This is a genomic window from Janthinobacterium sp. GMG2 (assembly GCF_033949445.1).
Taxonomy (GTDB): Bacteria; Pseudomonadota; Gammaproteobacteria; order Burkholderiales; family Burkholderiaceae_D; genus Janthinobacterium; species Janthinobacterium aestuarii.
The window spans coordinates 745868-762953 of record NZ_JAXAWA010000003.1; the positions used below are offsets into that span (position 1 = coordinate 745868).

10 protein-coding genes are annotated in these 17086 nt (G+C 65.0%); 5 read left to right on the forward strand and 5 right to left on the reverse strand.

Going from position 1 to position 17086, the window contains the following annotated elements; genetic code table 11:
• Positions 1–83: 83 nt before the first annotated feature.
• Together SKZ59_RS15425 and SKZ59_RS15430 are read right to left on the reverse strand one after the other, a co-directional pair.
• Positions 84–4508 carry a translocation/assembly module TamB domain-containing protein gene (locus SKZ59_RS15425; protein ID WP_319992229.1) on the reverse strand — a complete coding sequence of 1475 codons (4425 nt, stop codon included), beginning with the start codon at positions 4506–4508 and terminating at the stop codon, positions 84–86.
• Positions 4508–6406: an autotransporter assembly complex family protein gene (locus SKZ59_RS15430; RefSeq protein WP_319992230.1), complete on the reverse strand. Its 1899-nt coding sequence runs from the start codon at positions 6404–6406 to the stop codon at positions 4508–4510. Before SKZ59_RS15430 ends, SKZ59_RS15425 begins: the two co-directional genes overlap by 1 nt.
• A 220-nt stretch (positions 6407–6626) precedes the next feature.
• On the opposite strand from SKZ59_RS15430, the gene queC reads away from it, so the two are divergent.
• Both queC and SKZ59_RS15440 read left to right on the forward strand, forming a co-directional pair.
• Positions 6627–7340 (forward strand): 7-cyano-7-deazaguanine synthase QueC, encoded by a 714-nt coding sequence (queC, locus tag SKZ59_RS15435; protein WP_034753467.1) that lies wholly within the window; start codon positions 6627–6629, stop codon positions 7338–7340.
• Positions 7341–7417: 77 nt separating this feature from the next.
• Positions 7418–8335, forward strand: coding sequence for a sterol desaturase family protein (locus SKZ59_RS15440; protein WP_319992231.1), 918 nt, complete (start codon positions 7418–7420; stop codon positions 8333–8335).
• Here SKZ59_RS15440 and SKZ59_RS15445 read toward each other — a convergent pair.
• Positions 8319–9038: a helix-turn-helix domain-containing protein gene (locus tag SKZ59_RS15445; RefSeq protein WP_072457084.1), complete on the reverse strand. Its 720-nt coding sequence runs from the start codon at positions 9036–9038 to the stop codon at positions 8319–8321. The two genes, SKZ59_RS15440 and SKZ59_RS15445, sit on opposite strands and share 17 nt — an antisense overlap.
• 220 nt (positions 9039–9258) lie before the next feature.
• Between SKZ59_RS15445 and SKZ59_RS15450 the strand changes: the two genes are divergently transcribed.
• Positions 9259–12297, forward strand: coding sequence for a CHASE domain-containing protein (locus tag SKZ59_RS15450; RefSeq protein ID WP_319992232.1), 3039 nt, complete (start codon positions 9259–9261; stop codon positions 12295–12297).
• On the opposite strand, the gene SKZ59_RS15455 is transcribed toward SKZ59_RS15450, so the two are convergent.
• On the reverse strand, positions 12298–12672 hold the full coding sequence (locus SKZ59_RS15455) for a hypothetical protein (RefSeq protein WP_319992233.1): 375 nt from the start codon (positions 12670–12672) through the stop codon (positions 12298–12300).
• Between the two features lie 211 nt (positions 12673–12883).
• On the opposite strand from SKZ59_RS15455, the gene SKZ59_RS15460 reads away from it, so the two are divergent.
• Both SKZ59_RS15460 and SKZ59_RS15465 read left to right on the forward strand, forming a co-directional pair.
• Complete coding sequence (locus tag SKZ59_RS15460) at positions 12884–13120, forward strand: hypothetical protein (RefSeq protein WP_319992234.1); 237 nt, start codon at positions 12884–12886, stop codon at positions 13118–13120.
• Between the two features lie 121 nt (positions 13121–13241).
• Positions 13242–13751 (forward strand): hypothetical protein, encoded by a 510-nt coding sequence (locus tag SKZ59_RS15465; RefSeq protein WP_319992235.1) that lies wholly within the window; start codon positions 13242–13244, stop codon positions 13749–13751.
• A 185-nt stretch (positions 13752–13936) separates the two neighbouring features.
• Here the strand turns inward: SKZ59_RS15465 and SKZ59_RS15470 are convergent, their stop codons facing one another.
• Positions 13937–17077: a CusA/CzcA family heavy metal efflux RND transporter gene (locus SKZ59_RS15470; RefSeq protein WP_319992236.1), complete on the reverse strand. Its 3141-nt coding sequence runs from the start codon at positions 17075–17077 to the stop codon at positions 13937–13939.
• Positions 17078–17086 lie beyond the last annotated feature (9 nt).

Here is a 17086-nt window from a genome sequence, read left to right on the forward strand (position 1 = left end):
CCGAGGCGCCCTTTGTGTTTCTGGTGGTGTCGGATTAGCGGGGCAACGCCCCGCGTAATCCGACAACATGGTTGGCCGCCAATCTAATCAAACGCCCACGTATACAACACGTCGAGCGCATTGTTCGTGCCCGTCTGGAATTGCAAGGTGATGCGGCGGTTCAGCTTATAACGCAGCTTGACCAGGCTCGTCGCCGTACTCGTGCCTTGCTCGAACGTCAGGTAGGCGCGCGAGGACAGGCGCTTGCCGACGGTGACGACCGTGCTTTCCAGCCCTTGCGCCTGCGACAGGCCCACTTCATCGAGGCCCAGCGAATTGGCCAGCTTGCCTTGCAGGCCGCCGCCGGAGCCGCCGAAGAGGGCGCCGGCCGCCGTCGTCAGGAGGGCCATTTCATCGCCGGCCGCCGTTTCCGCGCCGTGGCCGAGGATCAGCCAGGCCAGCTTGTCGCTGTCCGACACGCTTGGCGTGGACACCAGCTTGGCCGTCGGCGCCTGGGCCGTGCCGCGCACTTCCACGCCCGCTTCCACGTTCGTTTCCGACAAGGCTTCGCCTTCGGGACGCTTGCGCACGGCCAGGATATTGAGCGACGGGTTGTCGTAGGCGCCCGTGAAGGCGATCAAGCCCCGTTCGATCGACAGCTTCTGCCCGTAGGCCGCATACTGGCCGCTGGTGACCTTGATGCTGCCCGTCACGCGCGGCGCGGCGCGGTTGATGACTCTGGCGCGCACATTGCCGGCTAGGTCCGCGTCGATGCCCATGCCGCGCAGGTGGAAGGCATTGCCCAGGTCGAACTCGAGGTCGATATTCAGGGGCAGCGACGGCGCTTCCTTGCTGCCCTTGACTTCCTTGCCCAGCACCACCACGTCGCTGCTTTGCGTCGGCGTGTCTTGCGGCGCCAGTTCGATCAGCGCGCGGTTGGCCCTGAACTTGCCCTCGAAGCTGAAGCGTTTGTCGTTGCGCACCAGGGTGCTGTTGCCCGACAGGACCAGGGTACGGTCGGGCCGCGACAGCGCTTGCAGGCGGTCGGCCAGCAGTTTCAGTTCCAGGCTTGCTTCACCATTCGCAAAGCGTACCCAGCCATCTGCCTGCACCTTGCCATCGCCGCCGTCAAAGCTCAGGCGCTGCAATTGCAGTTGATCGCCGGCCAGCTTCGCCTGCAGCACGCCATTGCGCAATTTCAAGCCCTGGTCGGCCCAGTTGACGAGCAGCTTGCTGCCGTTGATGTCGCCATTCAATTGCGGCGCGCCGATGGTACCGCTGCCGGACAGGGCCACCTTCAAGGCGCCGCCCAGTTCCAGGCCCGGCTGGCCCGTCAGCGGCGCCAGCCACGCCAGCGAATCGATATTGGTGGTGCCCGTCAGCGAGAGGGCGCTGTCGTTGCTGATGCGTCCGCCCAGCATTTGCACGGTGGCATTGATGTCGCTCTGGCCCGCGCGCGCGCCGTCTAGTTTCACGGCCAGGCGCAATTGCTGGTTGGCCACATCCACTCTCGCATCGAGGGTGCGCAAGCCCAGCGCCAGCGGCTGTTCCACGCCCACCGTCACGTCGCCTTTTTCGCGGTAGATGTGTAGCATACCGGCCAAAGATGGATCCTTCTGTTTCGCCGTCGGCACCTGCATGTCGAGCGACCATTGCGCGCCCAGGGTCAGGTCGCTGCGCGCATTGGCTTGCAGCGCGGGAATCACTTGCGCCAGATAGGTCAGCGCCACGCCGGCCGCCTGGCCGGAACTGGTCCAGCGGGGGCCGTTCTTGACGAGGCTTTGCATGGTGATGCTGCCTGCCGGCAATTTGATGACGGTGTTGCCCACGCTGATCTGCTCGGGCTGGCCCAGGCCCGCCACGCCGCTGTTGGCAGGGCCCGCCACTTTCACGGGCACGGGCGCTTGCAGCACGAGTGCATAGCGGCCCTTGTTTTGCAGGCTGTCGATCGTGCCCGTCCAGCTGGCGCCGCTCTGGCTGCCGCGCACTTGCACGGTGGCGTCGAAATCGTCATTGCGCGCCGCCACGCTCACCGTATGGCTGCCGCGCGTGCCCGTCGTGCCCAGGCGGGCGCTGGCCAGCTTGAAGGTGGGCGTGCTGTAGCCCGTGATCTCCAGGCTGCTGACCATGGGGTCGAGCGCGCCCTGGCCGGCGCCCACGCTGGCGCTGCCTTTGACGGCTTTCAATTGCTGGTCGCCAAAGAAGGTCAAGTCCTTGCCGTCGAGCGTCAGCTGGGCTGCGGGCGCATCCATCTTGCCCGAGACGGAACCGGCCGCATGCAGCACGCCGGCAAAGCGCGGGCCCAGGGTCGACAGTTGCGGCGCATCGAGCTTCCACGTCAGCTGGTCCGTGGCGCCGCCCAGCGCACCCTTGGCCAGCAGGCTGTTCGGTCCCAGGCGCAATTCCGTATCGACGCTGTCGATGCGTTTTGCGTTGGCCGACAGCTTGGCGTAGCCGGCCAGCGGCGCGTTTTGCAAGGTCGATTCGCGCAAGGCAAGGTTCAGGGCCACTTGCCAGTCGCTCGTCAGGCGGCCGCTGCCGTTGAAGTCCGCATTGACGTTACCATTGGGCAGCGATGCGCCAAACGCGGCCGGGTTGATCTTTTGCAGGGAACCCGTCATTTTCAATTCCGCTTGCTGCTTCGGCCCCGTCAAGCCCACTTCGCCGCTGGCGTGGATGGCGCTGTCGGGAGCAGGGCGCTTGTCGCTGGTCAGGCCCAGGCCCTTCGCATCGGCAACAAAGCTCGTGCGCGGCTGCTGCATGGTGCCCTGCACCACGCCGCTGGCCAGCACCGTGCCCAGCAAGTCGCCTTGCAGGGCGGACAGTTGGCGCGCATCGACATTCCAGTTGAGTTTTTCGCCGGCGCCGCCAAAGTTGCCCTTGGCTGTCACATTGTTCTTGCCCAGCGCCAATTGCACGTCGATGCCGCTGAAATGGGCCGCGTCGGCCGTCAGCTTGCCCTTGCCCGACAGGGGCTGGTCGAGCAGCTTGCTGGGGCGCACGGTGAAGTCCGCATTTGCCAGCCACTTGGGCGCCACGTGACCATTCGCGCGCACGTCGAGGTTCAGGTCGGCCACGGGGAAGGCGCCGAAGTCGGCGGGATTGAGACGGCTGGTACTGGCCACGGCCTTGAATGGCTGCTCGTCCTTCAGGCTGATCTGGCCCGTCGCATTGACGCTGCTTTTGCCCGCTTGCAAGGTCGCCTTGCGCAGTTGCACCAAGGAGTCGGCCAAGGTCGCTTCCACGTCCAGGCGCAGTTTGGCTTCACCGAGCTTGGCGCGCAGCGTTTGCGTCTTGCCGTCGCTGTCGAGCACGATGTCGCCGACGATCTTGGTGCTGTTGATGCTGCTGTAAATGTGCTGCAAGTCGATCTTGTCCGTGTGCAAGGTCAGCTGCGCATTGCCGATGGGCGCGTCGGCCGCGTCGCGGTCAAGCTTGCCGCCGCCCGTGAATTTGCCTGCGTTGCCGAAGTCGATGATGGCCGACTCGAGCGTCGTGGCCGTCAGGGTGCCGCCCAGGCGTGCCTCGAACTGGCGCAGCGGCAGCTTTTGCTGGTCGATGGGGCCCGGCGTGGCGTGGTTGAGGATGGCCAGCTTGCCCGACACGGTTTGCGCGTTGGGGCGCGTGTCGATGGCGGCGTCGAGTTCCAGGCTCAGGTCCGCCTGCGGCAAGGTGGCGTCGAACTTGCCCGGATTGATGTTGCGGCCTTTGATGCTGGCCGAGCGCAGGATGATGACGGGATCGAACGGCGCCAGCGCCAGCCGGGCGTCGGCCGTGGCCGCGCCCGCGCTGCCCTTGGCCGTGACGTTCAGCACGTTCAAGTCGCCGCCCAGCTGCAAGGCGAGGGCAGCCGGTTTTTCGCCGGCGGCGGGGTTGAGCTGCGTCAAGCCGGCCTTGCCCGACAGTTTGAACGGCTGCGTGGCGGCTATCGTCGCGCTGGCCGTGGCCTGGCCGAACGGCGTCAGGGCTGAGGCGTCTTCCAGCTGCCATTGCGACTTGTCACCCGACAAGGTGAAATGGATTTTTTCAAACACCGTGTTGCCGCCCGGGTTGACCAGGGTCACCTTGTCCAGGCGCGCGTCGGCAATGCCGATCCTGAACGGCGCGGCCAGGCTGGTGGGCATGGTCGACGGTTCCTCGGACGGCGCCGTGCTTTCCACGGACAGGCTGGCCACGTGCAGTTCGCTGATGGCAATGCCTTCCGAGAAGAACTGGAACGGCGACCAGTTGATGTCGATATTGTCGGCCGTGATGTGCTGCGTCTTGCTGCGGTAGCTGACGTGGCCCAGGTGCATGCGGTTGTACAGCGAGCCGGACACGCCCGACACTTCGATGTCGCCGCCGCTGGCGCTGGCCACTTTTTGCACCAGCATCTGCAAGGTCGATTCGCGGCCCAGGAACCAGAAGGCGCCGCCCAGCAGCACCGCCAGGCTGGCGACGGCGATCAGTACGTAGCGCACCCAGCGGCGCGGTTTTTTCGCCGGCGGCGGAGGGACGGCGCCGGGCGATTCGGTAGTCATATCGGACATCAGAAAGTGAATCCCAGAGAGAAGTGCAAACGGTAGGCGTGGACGGCGTGGCCATATGCCACGTCGACATTGATGGGACCGACGGGGCTCTTGTAGCGCCCGCCCAGGCCGTAGCCCGATTTCGGCGTCATGGCCGCTTTCATGGTGTCGGCCGCGTTGCCGGCGTCATAGAAAGCGGCAATGGCCCACTTCGGCTTGAACCAGTACTGGTATTCGGCGCTGCCGGTGAGCATGTAGCGCCCGCCGACGGTAGCGTCGCCCTCTTTGACGCCCAGTTCCTGGTAGGCATAGCCGCGCACCGACTGGTCGCCGCCCGCGCGGAACAGGTAGACGGCCGGCACGCCGCGTTTTTCCTTTGAGCCCAGCGCGCCCATTTCGCCGCGCACGATCAGCTCGCCCTTTTCACCGAGCGGACGGTAATACACGGCCTTGCCTGCCACGCGCACGAAGCGCTCGTCCGTTAGCACGGGCAGCAGGGCGCCGCCCACCTGGGCATTGATGACATAGCCTTTGGTGGGGAACAGCAGGCTGTCGAGGCTGCGCTTGGTGATGGCATAGGTCAGCGGCAAGCTCTTGCTGCGCGTCTGTTCCAGCCCCACGACGGTCTTGTCTTCGCTGAGGAACTCGAATGTCAGGCTGCGCTCGAGGTTGGTGCCGCCCCAGTTGCGCTTGGCCGAGATGGTCGTCACGGCCGTGATTTCATTGGAAATGTCGCTGCGCTCGAACGAAGCGCCCGCGCTGTCGTTGTAGCCGCGCTCGGTCGTTGGAAAGTAAAAATTGGCGTGCGCCGCCTGTTTCTTCGTTTCCATCGTGAGAGCGCTCTTGAAGCGCGTGCCCCACACGTTCAGGTTGTCATAGTTGAGCTGGGCGCGGTTACCCGTGTTCGTACTGAAACCGAGACCGGCGCTGACGTTCTGCTGCTTGTTTTCCGTCACGCGCACGACCAGCGGCAGCTGCGGCGCGGGGCCACGGTTGGCCGGCTTGGCCTCGGGCGTGGCGCCGGCGGCATCGGCTTGCTGGCTTTCCTGGCCCGCCTCGATCTGCTCGCTGAGGATGCTGCTCATGTCGGCGCTCACTTCCACGCTGGCAAAGTAGCCCGTGTCCTGCAGGCGCGCCTGGAACGATTGCAGCGCCGATTCGCTGTAGTAATCGCCGGGACGGATCTTGTCGAGGTTGCGGATGATGCTGGCATCGTAGCGCTTCAATCCTTCGATGCGCAGTTCGCCGAAGCGCAGCTCGGGGCCGCTGTCGAGCACCACCAGCAGCGAGACCTTGTGCGTTTCCGGGTCGACCACGGCTTGCGTATCGACCAGCTGGGCGCGCGGGTAGCGCGTCTGCACCACTTCGCGCAGCAGCGCGCGCTTGGCCGCTTCCCAGTCGGACTGGCGAAACACGCTGCCCGTCTTCAGGGCCCAGCTGCGCTTCAGCGCTTCCGTATCGTAGGGCTCGCTGGCGGCCAGCGGCGGCGTGGGGTCGAAGCCGCGCAATTCCAGCTCGACCTTGTCGATGGTCGCGGGCTGGCCCGGGTCGACGTCGACGATGACGACGGGTTTGGCGCCCGTCGTATCGACGCGCACCGTGACGACGGGCGTATAGTACCCGGCCGTGGCGATGAGGTTTTTGGCTTCCTCGGGCGTGGCGCGCACGAGGCGCCGCAATTGCTCGCGGTCCATGCGCGGGTTGCCGCGGAAGCGTTCCAGGTCTAGGTTTTTTTCGAGCAGCTCATCGAGGTCGCCGGGCGCGTTGACCTTGACCTCGTACTGCAGCGGGGCAGGTGCCGCTTCCGTGGCGCTGGCGCTCTCTGGAGCAGCATCCTGCGTGGCCTCCTGTGCGGCAGCATGGGCGGCAGGAAACAGCAAGATGGCACCGCCGGCGGCCGCCAGTGTCAGTTGCCCCATTACTTTTGCCACTACTTGTGCCAAAATTCGTGGTCGTATCGCCTTGCCGGCAGCCGTATGCCGTATGGGTCGTGCAGAAAACATGGTGCTCCAGATAAGTAAATGCTGACTGCATGTTACCGGAATAGGTAAACTGATGGCGGACGAATAAGTATTTTTTGCGCAGGGAATCATGTTTTCCCGCGCACTCGGACAGAATAAAACTGAAAAGAAAGAAATTATGCTAGCAACGGACTCCGCACTGGTGCTCTTTAGCGGTGGACAAGATTCCACCACCTGCCTGGCCTGGGCCTTGAAACACTATAGCCGCGTGGAAACCATCGGCTTTGATTATGGCCAGCGCCACGCGATCGAACTGACCGTGCGTCCCGGCGTGCTGGAACAGATACGCCAGCAGTCGCCCGAATGGGACAGCCGCCTGGGCCAGGATCACATGATCGACCTGTCGCTCATTTCCGCCATTTCCGATACGGCCATGACGCAGAACGTCGAGATCGTCATGCAGGAAAACGGCTTGCCGAATACTTTTGTTCCTGGACGCAACTTGCTGTTCATGACCGTGGCCGCCACCGTGGCCTACCGCCGCGGCTTGACGGTGTTAGTGGGCGGCATGTGCGAGACGGATTTTTCCGGCTATCCGGATTGCCGCGACGACACGATGAAGGCGCTGCAAGTGGCCTTGAACCTGGGCATGGACACGCGCTTGAAGCTGGAAACGCCGCTGATGTGGCTGGACAAGGCGCAAAGCTGGGACCTGGCGGAAGACCTGGGCGGCCAGCCGCTGGTCGACCTGATCCGCAGCGGCACGCATACGTGCTACCTGGGCGAGCGGGGTGAATTGCACGACTGGGGCTATGGCTGCGGCACTTGCCCCGCCTGCGCCCTGCGCGCGAATGGTTACCAGCAATATGCTGCGAGAAAAGCCCTGAAGTAACAGGTTGCGCCGTTTCTTCAAGCGGCGCGGCGGGGAGACCAGCCATGCTGTGGTTTTTGCCACAGGAGTGTCTTGCCATGAAATCCCTCTTTGCCGCGCTGTACGGCCCCGTGTTCTGGGCCGGCTTCATCGGCGCCGCCGCTTGCCTGATCGCGGCGTGCCACTATTCCCTGTGGGTCTTGCCGCCCTTGCTGCTGCTGGCCCTGTTCACTTCCTTTCTTGCCGAACGCTATCTGCCGTACGACGGCGCGTGGAACGACGGTCACGGCGACAGCTGGCGCGATACGCTGCATGCGCTCGTCAATGAAGCGCTGTACCTGCTGGGCCTGGCGGCTTTTCCCCTGCTGGCCGGGCACCTGGCGCTGGGCGCATTCTGGCCAGTCCAGTTGCCGTTCTGGGCGCAGTTGCTGCTGGCGATCCTGATTGCCGACTGCGGCATCACGCTCGTGCACTACCTGAGCCACCGCTATTATTTTCTGTGGAAACTGCATGCCGTGCACCACAGCGTGCAGCGCATGTACGGTTTCAATGGCTGGATGAAACATCCGCTGCATCTGCTGCTCGAAGCGGCGGGCGGCATGCTGCCCTTGCTGCTGCTGGGCATACCGGAGAAGGTCATGGCCGTGCTGGCGTTTGCCGTGGCGATCCAGCTGTTGCTGCAGCACGCGAATGTCGACATGCGCATGGGGCCGCTACGCCACGTGTTCGCCTGGGCGCCCTTGCACCGTTTTCACCACATGAAGTACGGCACGGCCGGCGACGTGAATTTCGGCCTGTTCTTTACGTGCTGGGACCGCCTGCTGGGCACGGCCTTCGACGCGCCCGGCTACCGCATGCGGGGCGAAGACCTGGGCATCGGCAGCCGTCCCGATTATCCCGTCGCTTATGGACCGCAGCTGCTGGAGCCGTTCCGCGCGGAAGAGGGCGTGCGCGCGCCGGAGCTGCCGGCCGGCTTGCAGCAGGCACTCAATCGTGCCGTCAATCGAGCAGCTTGACGTCGAGCTGGCGCAAGCTGCGGTCGGCGCGCACGCCGAACAGGCTGCGCATGGTGCGCGAAAAATGCGCGGCATCGGCAAAGCCGGCGCCGTGGGCCGCCTGCGTCAGGGTACTGCCGAGCAAGATGAAGCGGATGGCCAGGCGCAAGCGGCGCCACAGCACCAGGCGCCGCACAGGCAAGCCCAGCTGGGCGCTGAACAGGCGCTCCAGCTGGCTTAGCGACAAATGCGCGGCCTCGGCCACTTCCGCCGCGCTGACCTTGCCAGACAAGAGCGCATCGACCTTGTCCAGCGCCCGCAGCAGGCGGGGATCGGGCAAGCGCTCGCGCGGCTGCGCCTGCAGCGCGGCGGCCAGGCTGTCGAGACTGGGTACGCCGGCGCTGGCGGCCGCCGCCAGCAGGGCCGCGCCGCCCAGGCGCTGCGGTTCCGCATAGATGGTCAGCATGGGTGCCGGCGCGGCGATGATGGCGTGCGGGCGCAGGCTGTCGACCAGCAAGTGCCGCGCCGTGTGGATGATGCCGTCGAGCTCGGCCGTGAAGGGCGCTCCCGTGCTCAGCATCAGCTGGTGCGCATAATGGGCGTGGCTGTCCGTGGCGCCCGCTGCGCCATGCAAGATGGCAAAGTCCGGCGCCAGCCAGAGTGTTCCCTGCCAGCTATCTTGCTGCAAACGCGGCTCCTCGGTAATGGATTGCGGGGCGATCATACCAGTGTCGGGCGATGGTTTTCATGGCATCGAATTTTCCTGGAGTACACATCATTGCGTTCACGAAATATGTGCTCTTTTTAATACAATATTCAGCATTGCAAGGGCGCCCGCTGTAACGTACTATCATTCTCATCGACTACCGATGGTAGTTGTACAGCCCGCTGCCAGCCATGTTGCTGGCCGTGAAATGGTTTGATGTCCGTCCTGTCAGCCTGTCATGTCTACACGCGCGTCTTCGTCGTGGTTTGCTCGGCCAGTGTCGCACTGGGTGGGACCGCGTGCGTTGGCCGCGCTGGTGCTGGCGCTGTGCCTGGGGTTGACGTACGGCGCCTGGCGCAATGCCCATGATGCCAGCGAACAGCAGGTGCAGGCCGATTTCGATTTCCGCGTGCGCGAACTGGTGGGCAACATCGCCGGCCGCATGCAGACTTATATCCAGGTGCTGCACGGGGTGCAGGGACTGTATGCCAGTTCGCAGGAAGTCACGCGCCGCGAATTCCATGCCTATCTGTCGGTGCAGCAGGTGGACCGTCACTTTCCTGGCATCCACGGCATCGGCTACCTGCCGCTGTTGCCCGGCGCCGCCCTGGCGCGGCACGAGGCCAGCGTGCGCGCGGAAGGCTATCCCGGCTATGCCGTGCGTCCGCACGGCCAGCGCGCCTGGCATGCGCCCATCACCTATCTGGAACCTTTAAGCGACAGCAACCTGCTGGCCTTCGGCTATGACCTCTGGTCCGAACCCGTGCGCCGCGCCGCGCTCGAGCAGGCGCGCGATACGGGGCGCGCCTCCATGACGGGCAAGATTCACTTGGTGCAAGACAGCGGCAGCGCCCAGGCGCATGGCTTCCTCGTCGTGCTGCCCGTGTATGACAACGGCATGCTGCATGCGAGCGTGGAACAGCGGCGCGCCGCCTTGCGCGCCTGGGTGTTTGCGCCGTTCCGCATGGGCGACCTGATGGCGGGCGTGGGCGGCGAGGCGGCGCGCCAGCTGGACCTGGAAATCTATGACGGCGCGCAACTGGCTGAGGCGACCCTGATGTACGACAGCTTGCCGGGCGGCTTTTCCTCTGCCGCGTCGGACAGCCTCGTGTCGCGGCAAGTGATCACCATCGCCGGCCGCCCCTGGACCTTGCGCGTGCGCGCCATGCCGGGCTTCGATGGCGACCTGCTGGCGCGGCCCCGTCTGGTGGCCTGGACCGGCTTGCTGGCCAGCATCGTGCTGGCGCTGGCGGCCTGGCTGCTGGCGGCGGGCCGTGCCCGCGCCCAGGCGGCGCTGGCGCGCTCGAGCGAGCTGACCGGCCAGCTGGAGCAGGGGCAGGCGAGCGTGCTGGCGATGGCCGAGGCGGCGCAGCGCAGCCAGGCCATGCTGCGCAGCATCCTCGATTCGACCATCGACGGCATTCTGGTCGACAATATCAACGGCCGCATCTTCACGTCGAACCGGCGTTTCCGCGACCTGTGGCAAGTGCCCGACGCGCTCGACTGGCAAGCCGATGGCACGGCGCTCGTGCGCCATGTGGAAAGCCAGCTCGAGCAGGCGGCGCCTTTCCTCGGGGCACGCGCCCACGCGCCGCACGGCCACCGCGAGCGGCGCGACGTGCTGCACCTGCGCGATGGACGGGTGGTCGAGCAATACGTGCGCAGCATGCAGCTGGGCAATGAGCAGGCGCGTTTGTGGACCTTCCGCGATATCAGCGAGCGCAGCCAGATGGAACGGCGCGAGCACACGCGGCGGCAAGTGCTGGAAATGCTGGCCACGGGCGCGCCGCTGGAACGGGTGCTGGAAAGCGTGGTGCTGAGCGTGCAGGCCGACCATCCCGCCATGCTGTGCAGCATCTTGCTGCTCGACGAAAGCCGCCACCGCCTGGTGCTGGGCGCGGCGCCGAGCCTGCCCGCGTTTTTCAACCTGTCCAGCCATGGCCACGACCTCGACACCCTGCAGGGCGTGCACGGCATCGCCGCGCAAGCCGTGCGCGACGGCCAGCGCGTGATCGTCGGCGATCTGCATGCCGCTGCGCAGGAAACGATGGAACTGGCGTGCCGGGCCCAGCTGCAATCGTGCTGGGCCGAGCCCGTGCGTGGCGGCTCGGGCAAGCTGCTCGGCGTGCTGATGGCGTATCACCGCCAGCCGACCTTGCCGGGTGCCGCGCATCTGGCGCGGCTGAGCGAGGCGGCGCACCTGGCCGGCATGGCCATCGAACAGGCGCAGGTGGCGCTGGCCCTGCGCGCGGGCGAAGCGCGTTTCCGCAGCCTGTACGACCATGCGCCCGTGGCCTTGTGGGAACAGGACTGGTCGGCCGTGCGCGCGGCGCTCGATGCACTCGAGCAAGCGGGCGTGCGTGACCTGGGCGCCCACTTCCAGGCCAATCCGGACGCGCTGCGGCGGCTGGCGGGGCTGGTGCGCATCATCGACGCGAACGGCGCCGCGCTGGCGCAGGTGCGCGCCAACGAGGACGACCAGCGCCGTGGCGCCTTGAGCCTGGCGCAGAATTTCGACGACAGCGCCTTGCCCCGTTTCGGCGATGCGCTGCTGGCGCTGGCTGGCGGCGCCCACCTGTACGAGTGCGAGAGCAGCTTCGTGCGTCTCGATGGCGCGGCGCGGCAAAATGAATTGAGCTTGCTGGTGATGCCTGGCCATGCGGACAGCCTCGATTTCGTCATGGTGTCTTCGCTCGACATCACCGAGCGCAAGCGCATGAACGCGGAACTGCTGCAGCTGGCCACCACGGATTTCCTGACCGGCTTGCCGAACCGGCGCCACTTCATGGCGTCGCTGGAAAACGAGCATGCCCGCTTGCAGCGCGAGCTGGCCAGCTGCGCCAGCGTGCTGATGCTCGACATCGATCACTTCAAGCGCGTCAACGACGAGTATGGCCATGCCGTGGGCGACGCCGTGCTGCGCCACCTGGGCGCGCTGATGTGCCAGGCGCTGCGCAAGGTCGACGTGCCGGGCCGCGTGGGCGGCGAGGAATTTGCCATCTTGTTGCCGGGCACGGATCTGGGCGCCGCCGCCGTGTTTGCCGAACGGCTGCGCCGGCGCGTGGCGGAAAGCTCGCTGACCATCGATGGCGGCACGGTGATCACCATCACGGTGAGCATCGGCATGGCTGCCATGGCCGGTACCGATGCCGATTGCGACGCCGTGCTGGCGCGCGCCGACGAGGCGCTGTACCGGGCCAAGCGGGGCGGGCGCAACCGCATCGAACAGAATGATGGCGGCGGCGACGGCGTGCTCAGCAAGTTCATGGCGCAGTGATTACAGGCTGTGCTGACGCGCTTGCGTCTGCTTGCGGTTGCGGCTGACGATCAGCCAGACGATGGCGACGGGTATCAGCAGCGGCAGCAGCACGGGCGTGCTCAGCGCGAGCGCCAGCACGACGCACAGGGCCACGGCGGCGATCAGCACCACGCTCACGCCAGCCAGCACCACGCCCGCCACGACGGCGGCGCACACCACCGCAATGGCGGCGATCAGCAAGCCGCCGCCGGCAAACACGAGGCCGAACAGCCACTCGAGCGGACCGTCGACATCGTCGCCGTTGAACTGCATGTGCATGTCGCTGCCGCCGACCTTGTCGAGGAACAGGCAGGCGAGCATGACGATGAGGACGAAGGTGAGCAGTTTTTTCATGGTAGGCCTCGCAGTGTGGGTGATCGGGTATTGCATGGTCACACTGTAGGGGCGCGCCCGGCTTGCCGCCAGCGGCGTGCGACAGGCCGTCATTTTCACGGTATGGAAGGCGCTGGAGGCCAGAAAACGCTGATCTGGAACAAGATTTCTTTTCTTGTAATGTGCGCAAGCCGTCCTATACTGAATACCTCACTCTCGCAAGGAGGGCAACATGCTTTTGTTTGCAGATACCGGGGATCAATCGCTATCCCCCCCTGACCATCGAATCACGCGCCAGCGTAGCGCCACTCAGTCCTGCGCCGAGCCCGTCGGCGCGCCATCGGCGATACCGCCGATCATCATCAATCCCTTTAATTACCATGCGCCGCTGCCGGCCATCGACCCGCGCTGGGAGCCGCCGGGCCCGCCGCTGACCTGGCCCAACCGGCCTGCCATGTCCATGTGCTGACAGTCGCCTGGGAAGATGCCGGACGGAAGTGTTGAACGTTCACCCGTGCCGCCGGGAACGCGGCACGGGCGGGCGTTTTCGACTATCATGCTAGCCCCGACCTTCCATCACGAGCACCGCCATGAGTACCGATTTTCCCGACTTTTCCGACGAAGCAGCCGAGCAGGACAATGACGCCCCGATCCAGGAGCCGCGCCTGTGGGTAGGCAATGGCTGGACGGCGAGAGTGATCAAGAACGAGGAAGACGAAGGCTGGGCCGTGGCCATGATCAAGGATGGCGAACCGGAGCCGGCGTTGGTGGGCCCGTGGACCATGGGCCGCGACAAGAAAAACCCGAAGCCGCTTGACGTCAACGCCTTCAATACCCTGGTCAAGACGGCCTCGGAAGTGCTGCGCCGCCACGAGCAGCAGCTGCATGCGCAATTGCACAAGAGCCTGTTCGTCGCCACCGACGAGGGGCAAGTCAAGGTGATGTTCGACATCGTCCCCGACGAAGACCACCCGTACGCGGAACTGAGCGCCTACGACGCCGACGGCGAACAGATCGCCAAGGTGCGTACGTCGGCCGCGTTCAAGTTCAATGCGACGTCCGCCGCGAACTGGATCGAGGGCGGCTACCGCCGTCCGTAATCCAATGCCACCACCGGCGTCAACAATGTGTCGGATTACGCGCTTGCGCGCTAATCCGACCTACCTCTTGCGGCATACGCGAGCCGGTACAGCAGCGGCAGGGCGTAGGTCGGATTAGGCCTGAAAGGCCGTAATCCGACATATTGTTTGCGCCAGTGGTGGTGTCGGATTACGTTCCTTCGGACCTAATCCGACCTACCTTTTGCGGCATACGCGAGCCTGTACAACAGCGGCAGCACCAGCAAGGTCAAGGCCGTCGACGATAAAATGCCGCCGATCACCACGGTGGCCAGCGGACGCTGCACTTCGGCGCCCGTGCCCGTGGCGATCGCCATCGGCACGAAACCGAGCGACGCCACCAGCGCTGTCATCAAGACGGGCCGCAGCCGCGTGATCGCCCCTTCGCGTATGGCATCGTGCAAGGGCATGCCCTGTTCGCGCAACTGGCGGATATAGGCGATCATCACGAGGCCGTTCAGCACGGCCACGCCGGACAGGGCGATGAAGCCGACGGCCGCCGAGATCGACATGGGGATGTCGCGCAGCCACAGGGCGACGATGCCGCCTGTCAAGGCGAACGGGATGCCGCTGAACACCAGCAAACCATCCTTCAGATTGCCGAACATGGCGAACAGCAAGACGAAGACGAGGGCCAGCGCCACGGGCACCACCAGCTCCAGGCGTTTCGTCGCCGATTGCAGCTGCTCGAACTGGCCGCCCCAGCTGGTCCAGTAGCCGGCGGGAATGGCCACTTGCGCTTGCAGCTGCTGCGTGGCGTCGGCGACAAACGATCCAATATCGCGTCCGCGCACATTCGCGCTGATGACGATGCGGCGCTTGCCGTCTTCGCGGCTGATCTGGTTCGGTCCCGGCGCTACTTGCAGGCTGGCTACTTCACCGAGCGGAATGAAGCGGGCACGGCCTTCCGCCGCCGCGCCCAGGGGCAGGGCGATGGGCAAGCGTTTCAGCTGCTCGAGGTCGCTGCGCAGGCTGTCGGGCAGGCGTACGACGATGTCGAAGCGGCGGTCGCCCTGGAACAGGGTGCCGGCCTCTTGCCCGCCAATGGCCGTGGCAATCGCCGCTTGCACGTCCGCTATGTTGAGGCCGTAGCGGGCCGTTTGCTCGCGGTCGATCTGCACCGTCAGCATCGGTAACCCCGTCGTCTGCTCGACCTTCACTTCCGTCGCGCCGGGAATCTTGCCCAGTACGCCGGCGATCTTCGCGGCTGTGCCGTCGAGGACAAGCATGTCGTCGCCGAACAGTTTGACGGCCACGTCGCTGCGCACGCCGGAAATCAGTTCATTGAAGCGCAGCTGGATCGGCTGCGAAAACTCGTAGTTATTGCCCGGTAAACTGGTGGCCGTCGCTTCGATTTCCGCCAGCAACTGCTCGCGCGGTTTCTTCGGTTCCGGCCACTGGTCGCGGGGCTTGAGCATGATGTAGCCATCGGAAATATTCGGCGGCATGGGGTCGGACGCGATCTCGGCCGTCCCCGTGCGGGCGAACACGCGCGCGATTTCCTTGTGGTTTGCCATGAGCTTGCTTTCCAGTTGCTGCTGCATGGCCAGCGATTGCGTCAAGCTGGTGCCGGGGATGCGCAGGGCCTGGATGGCGATGTCGCCCTCGTTCAGGCTGGGTACGAATTCGCTGCCCATGCGCGTGGCCAGCAAGCCCGACAGCACGACGGCCATGGCCGCGCCCGTCAGTACGACGGGCGTGTTGCGCATCACCTTGTCCAGCAGCGGCGCATACCAGCGCTTGGCGGCGCGCATGATGGCGTTTTCCTTTTCCGCCACCTTGTCGCCGATGAACAGCGCCACGGCGGCCGGAATGAAGGTGATCGACAGCAACATGGCGCCCAGCAGGGCGATGACGACCGTCAGCGCCATCGGCGTAAACATGCGGCCTTCCACGCCCGTGAGCGCGAAGATGGGCAGGTACACGACCATGATGATCAGCTGGCCGTACAGCAGGGGACGGCGCGCCTCTTGCGATGCGGCAAACACTTCCTGAAAACGCTCCTGCAAGGTCAGCGGCCGTCCCAGTTTCTGCTGCGCGTGGGCCAGGCGGCGCACGCAGTTTTCCACGATCACGACGGCGCCATCGATGATGATGCCGAAGTCCAGCGCGCCCAAACTCATCAGGTTGGCGCTCACGTGGTATTGCACCATGCCCGTAAACGTGAACAGCATGGCCAGCGGAATCACCATGGCCGTGATGACGGCCGCGCGGATATTGCCGAGGAACAGGAACAAAATGGCGATCACCAATACCGCGCCTTCGAGCAGGTTTTTCTTTACCGTATTGATGGCCTTGTCGACGAGGACCGTGCGGTCATACACGGTGACGGCGTGCACGCCTTTGGGCAGGCTGCGGTTGATCTCCACCATCTTCTTGTCGACGGCTTGCGAGACGGCGCGGCTGTTCTGCCCGATCAGCATGAAGACGGTGCCGAGCACCACTTCGCGGCCGTTTTCCGTGGCCGCGCCCGTGCGCAGCTCGCGCCCCAGCACCACGTCGGCCACGTCGCGGATGCGGATCGCCACGCCTTGCACATTGGCGACGACGATGTTGCCGATGTCGCTTTTGGATGCCACCTGGCCCGGCGCGCGTATCAGCAGCTGCTCGCCCTGTTTTTCGATATACCCGGCGCCCACGTTGCTGTTGTTGCGCTCGAGCGCCGTCACCACGTCTTGCAGGCTGATGCCGTAGGCGGCCAGTTTTTCAGGGTAGGGCGCCACCTGGTATTGCTTGGCGTAGCCGCCGATGGCATTGATTTCCGTCACGCCCGTGACGTTGCGCAACTGCGGCTTGATGATCCAGTCCTGGATTTCGCGCAAGTCCGTCGGCGTGTACGGCGTGCCGTCCGGCTTTTTCGCGCCGTCCTGCGTTTCCACCGTCCACAGGTAGATTTCGCCGAGGCCCGTGGAGACGGGGCCCATCTTGGGCGTGATGCCGGACGGCAGGCTTTCCCTGGCTTCCTGCAAGCGCTCGTTGATCATCTGGCGCGCGAAATAAATGTCCGTGCCATCCTTGAAGATCACGGTCACTTGCGACAGGCCATAGCGTGACAGCGAGCGCGTCTGTTCCAGATTCGGCAAGCCGGCCATGGCCGTCTCGATGGGGAAGGTCACGCGCTGCTCGGTTTCCAACGGCGAATAGCCGGCGGACTGGGTATTGATTTGCACCTGCACATTGGTGATGTCGGGCACGGCGTCGATGGGCAGCTTTTGATAGCTGTAGATGCCGAGGCCAGCCATGGCGGCGACGGCCAGCATCACCAGCCAGCGCTGGTCGATGGCGAAGCGGATCAAGCGTTCAAACATGATGGTTTC

What these genes read in the sequence shown, in the direction of transcription:
- SKZ59_RS15440 (WP_319992231.1), top strand. Translation starts at nt 7,418, where the DNA reads ATGAAATCCCTCTTTGCCGCGCTGTACGGCCCCGTGTTCTGGGCCGGC.
- queC (WP_034753467.1), top strand. Translation starts at nt 6,627, where the DNA reads ATGCTAGCAACGGACTCCGCACTGGTGCTCTTTAGCGGTGGACAAGAT.
- SKZ59_RS15430 (WP_319992230.1), bottom strand. Translation starts at nt 6,406, where the DNA reads ATGGGGCAACTGACACTGGCGGCCGCCGGCGGTGCCATCTTGCTGTTT.
- SKZ59_RS15450 (WP_319992232.1), top strand. Translation starts at nt 9,259, where the DNA reads ATGTCTACACGCGCGTCTTCGTCGTGGTTTGCTCGGCCAGTGTCGCAC.
- SKZ59_RS15455 (WP_319992233.1), bottom strand. Translation starts at nt 12,672, where the DNA reads ATGAAAAAACTGCTCACCTTCGTCCTCATCGTCATGCTCGCCTGCCTG.
- SKZ59_RS15470 (WP_319992236.1), bottom strand. Translation starts at nt 17,077, where the DNA reads ATGTTTGAACGCTTGATCCGCTTCGCCATCGACCAGCGCTGGCTGGTG.
- SKZ59_RS15445 (WP_072457084.1), bottom strand. Translation starts at nt 9,038, where the DNA reads ATGATCGCCCCGCAATCCATTACCGAGGAGCCGCGTTTGCAGCAAGAT.
- SKZ59_RS15465 (WP_319992235.1), top strand. Translation starts at nt 13,242, where the DNA reads ATGAGTACCGATTTTCCCGACTTTTCCGACGAAGCAGCCGAGCAGGAC.
- SKZ59_RS15425 (WP_319992229.1), bottom strand. Translation starts at nt 4,508, where the DNA reads ATGTCCGATATGACTACCGAATCGCCCGGCGCCGTCCCTCCGCCGCCG.
- SKZ59_RS15460 (WP_319992234.1), top strand. Translation starts at nt 12,884, where the DNA reads ATGCTTTTGTTTGCAGATACCGGGGATCAATCGCTATCCCCCCCTGAC.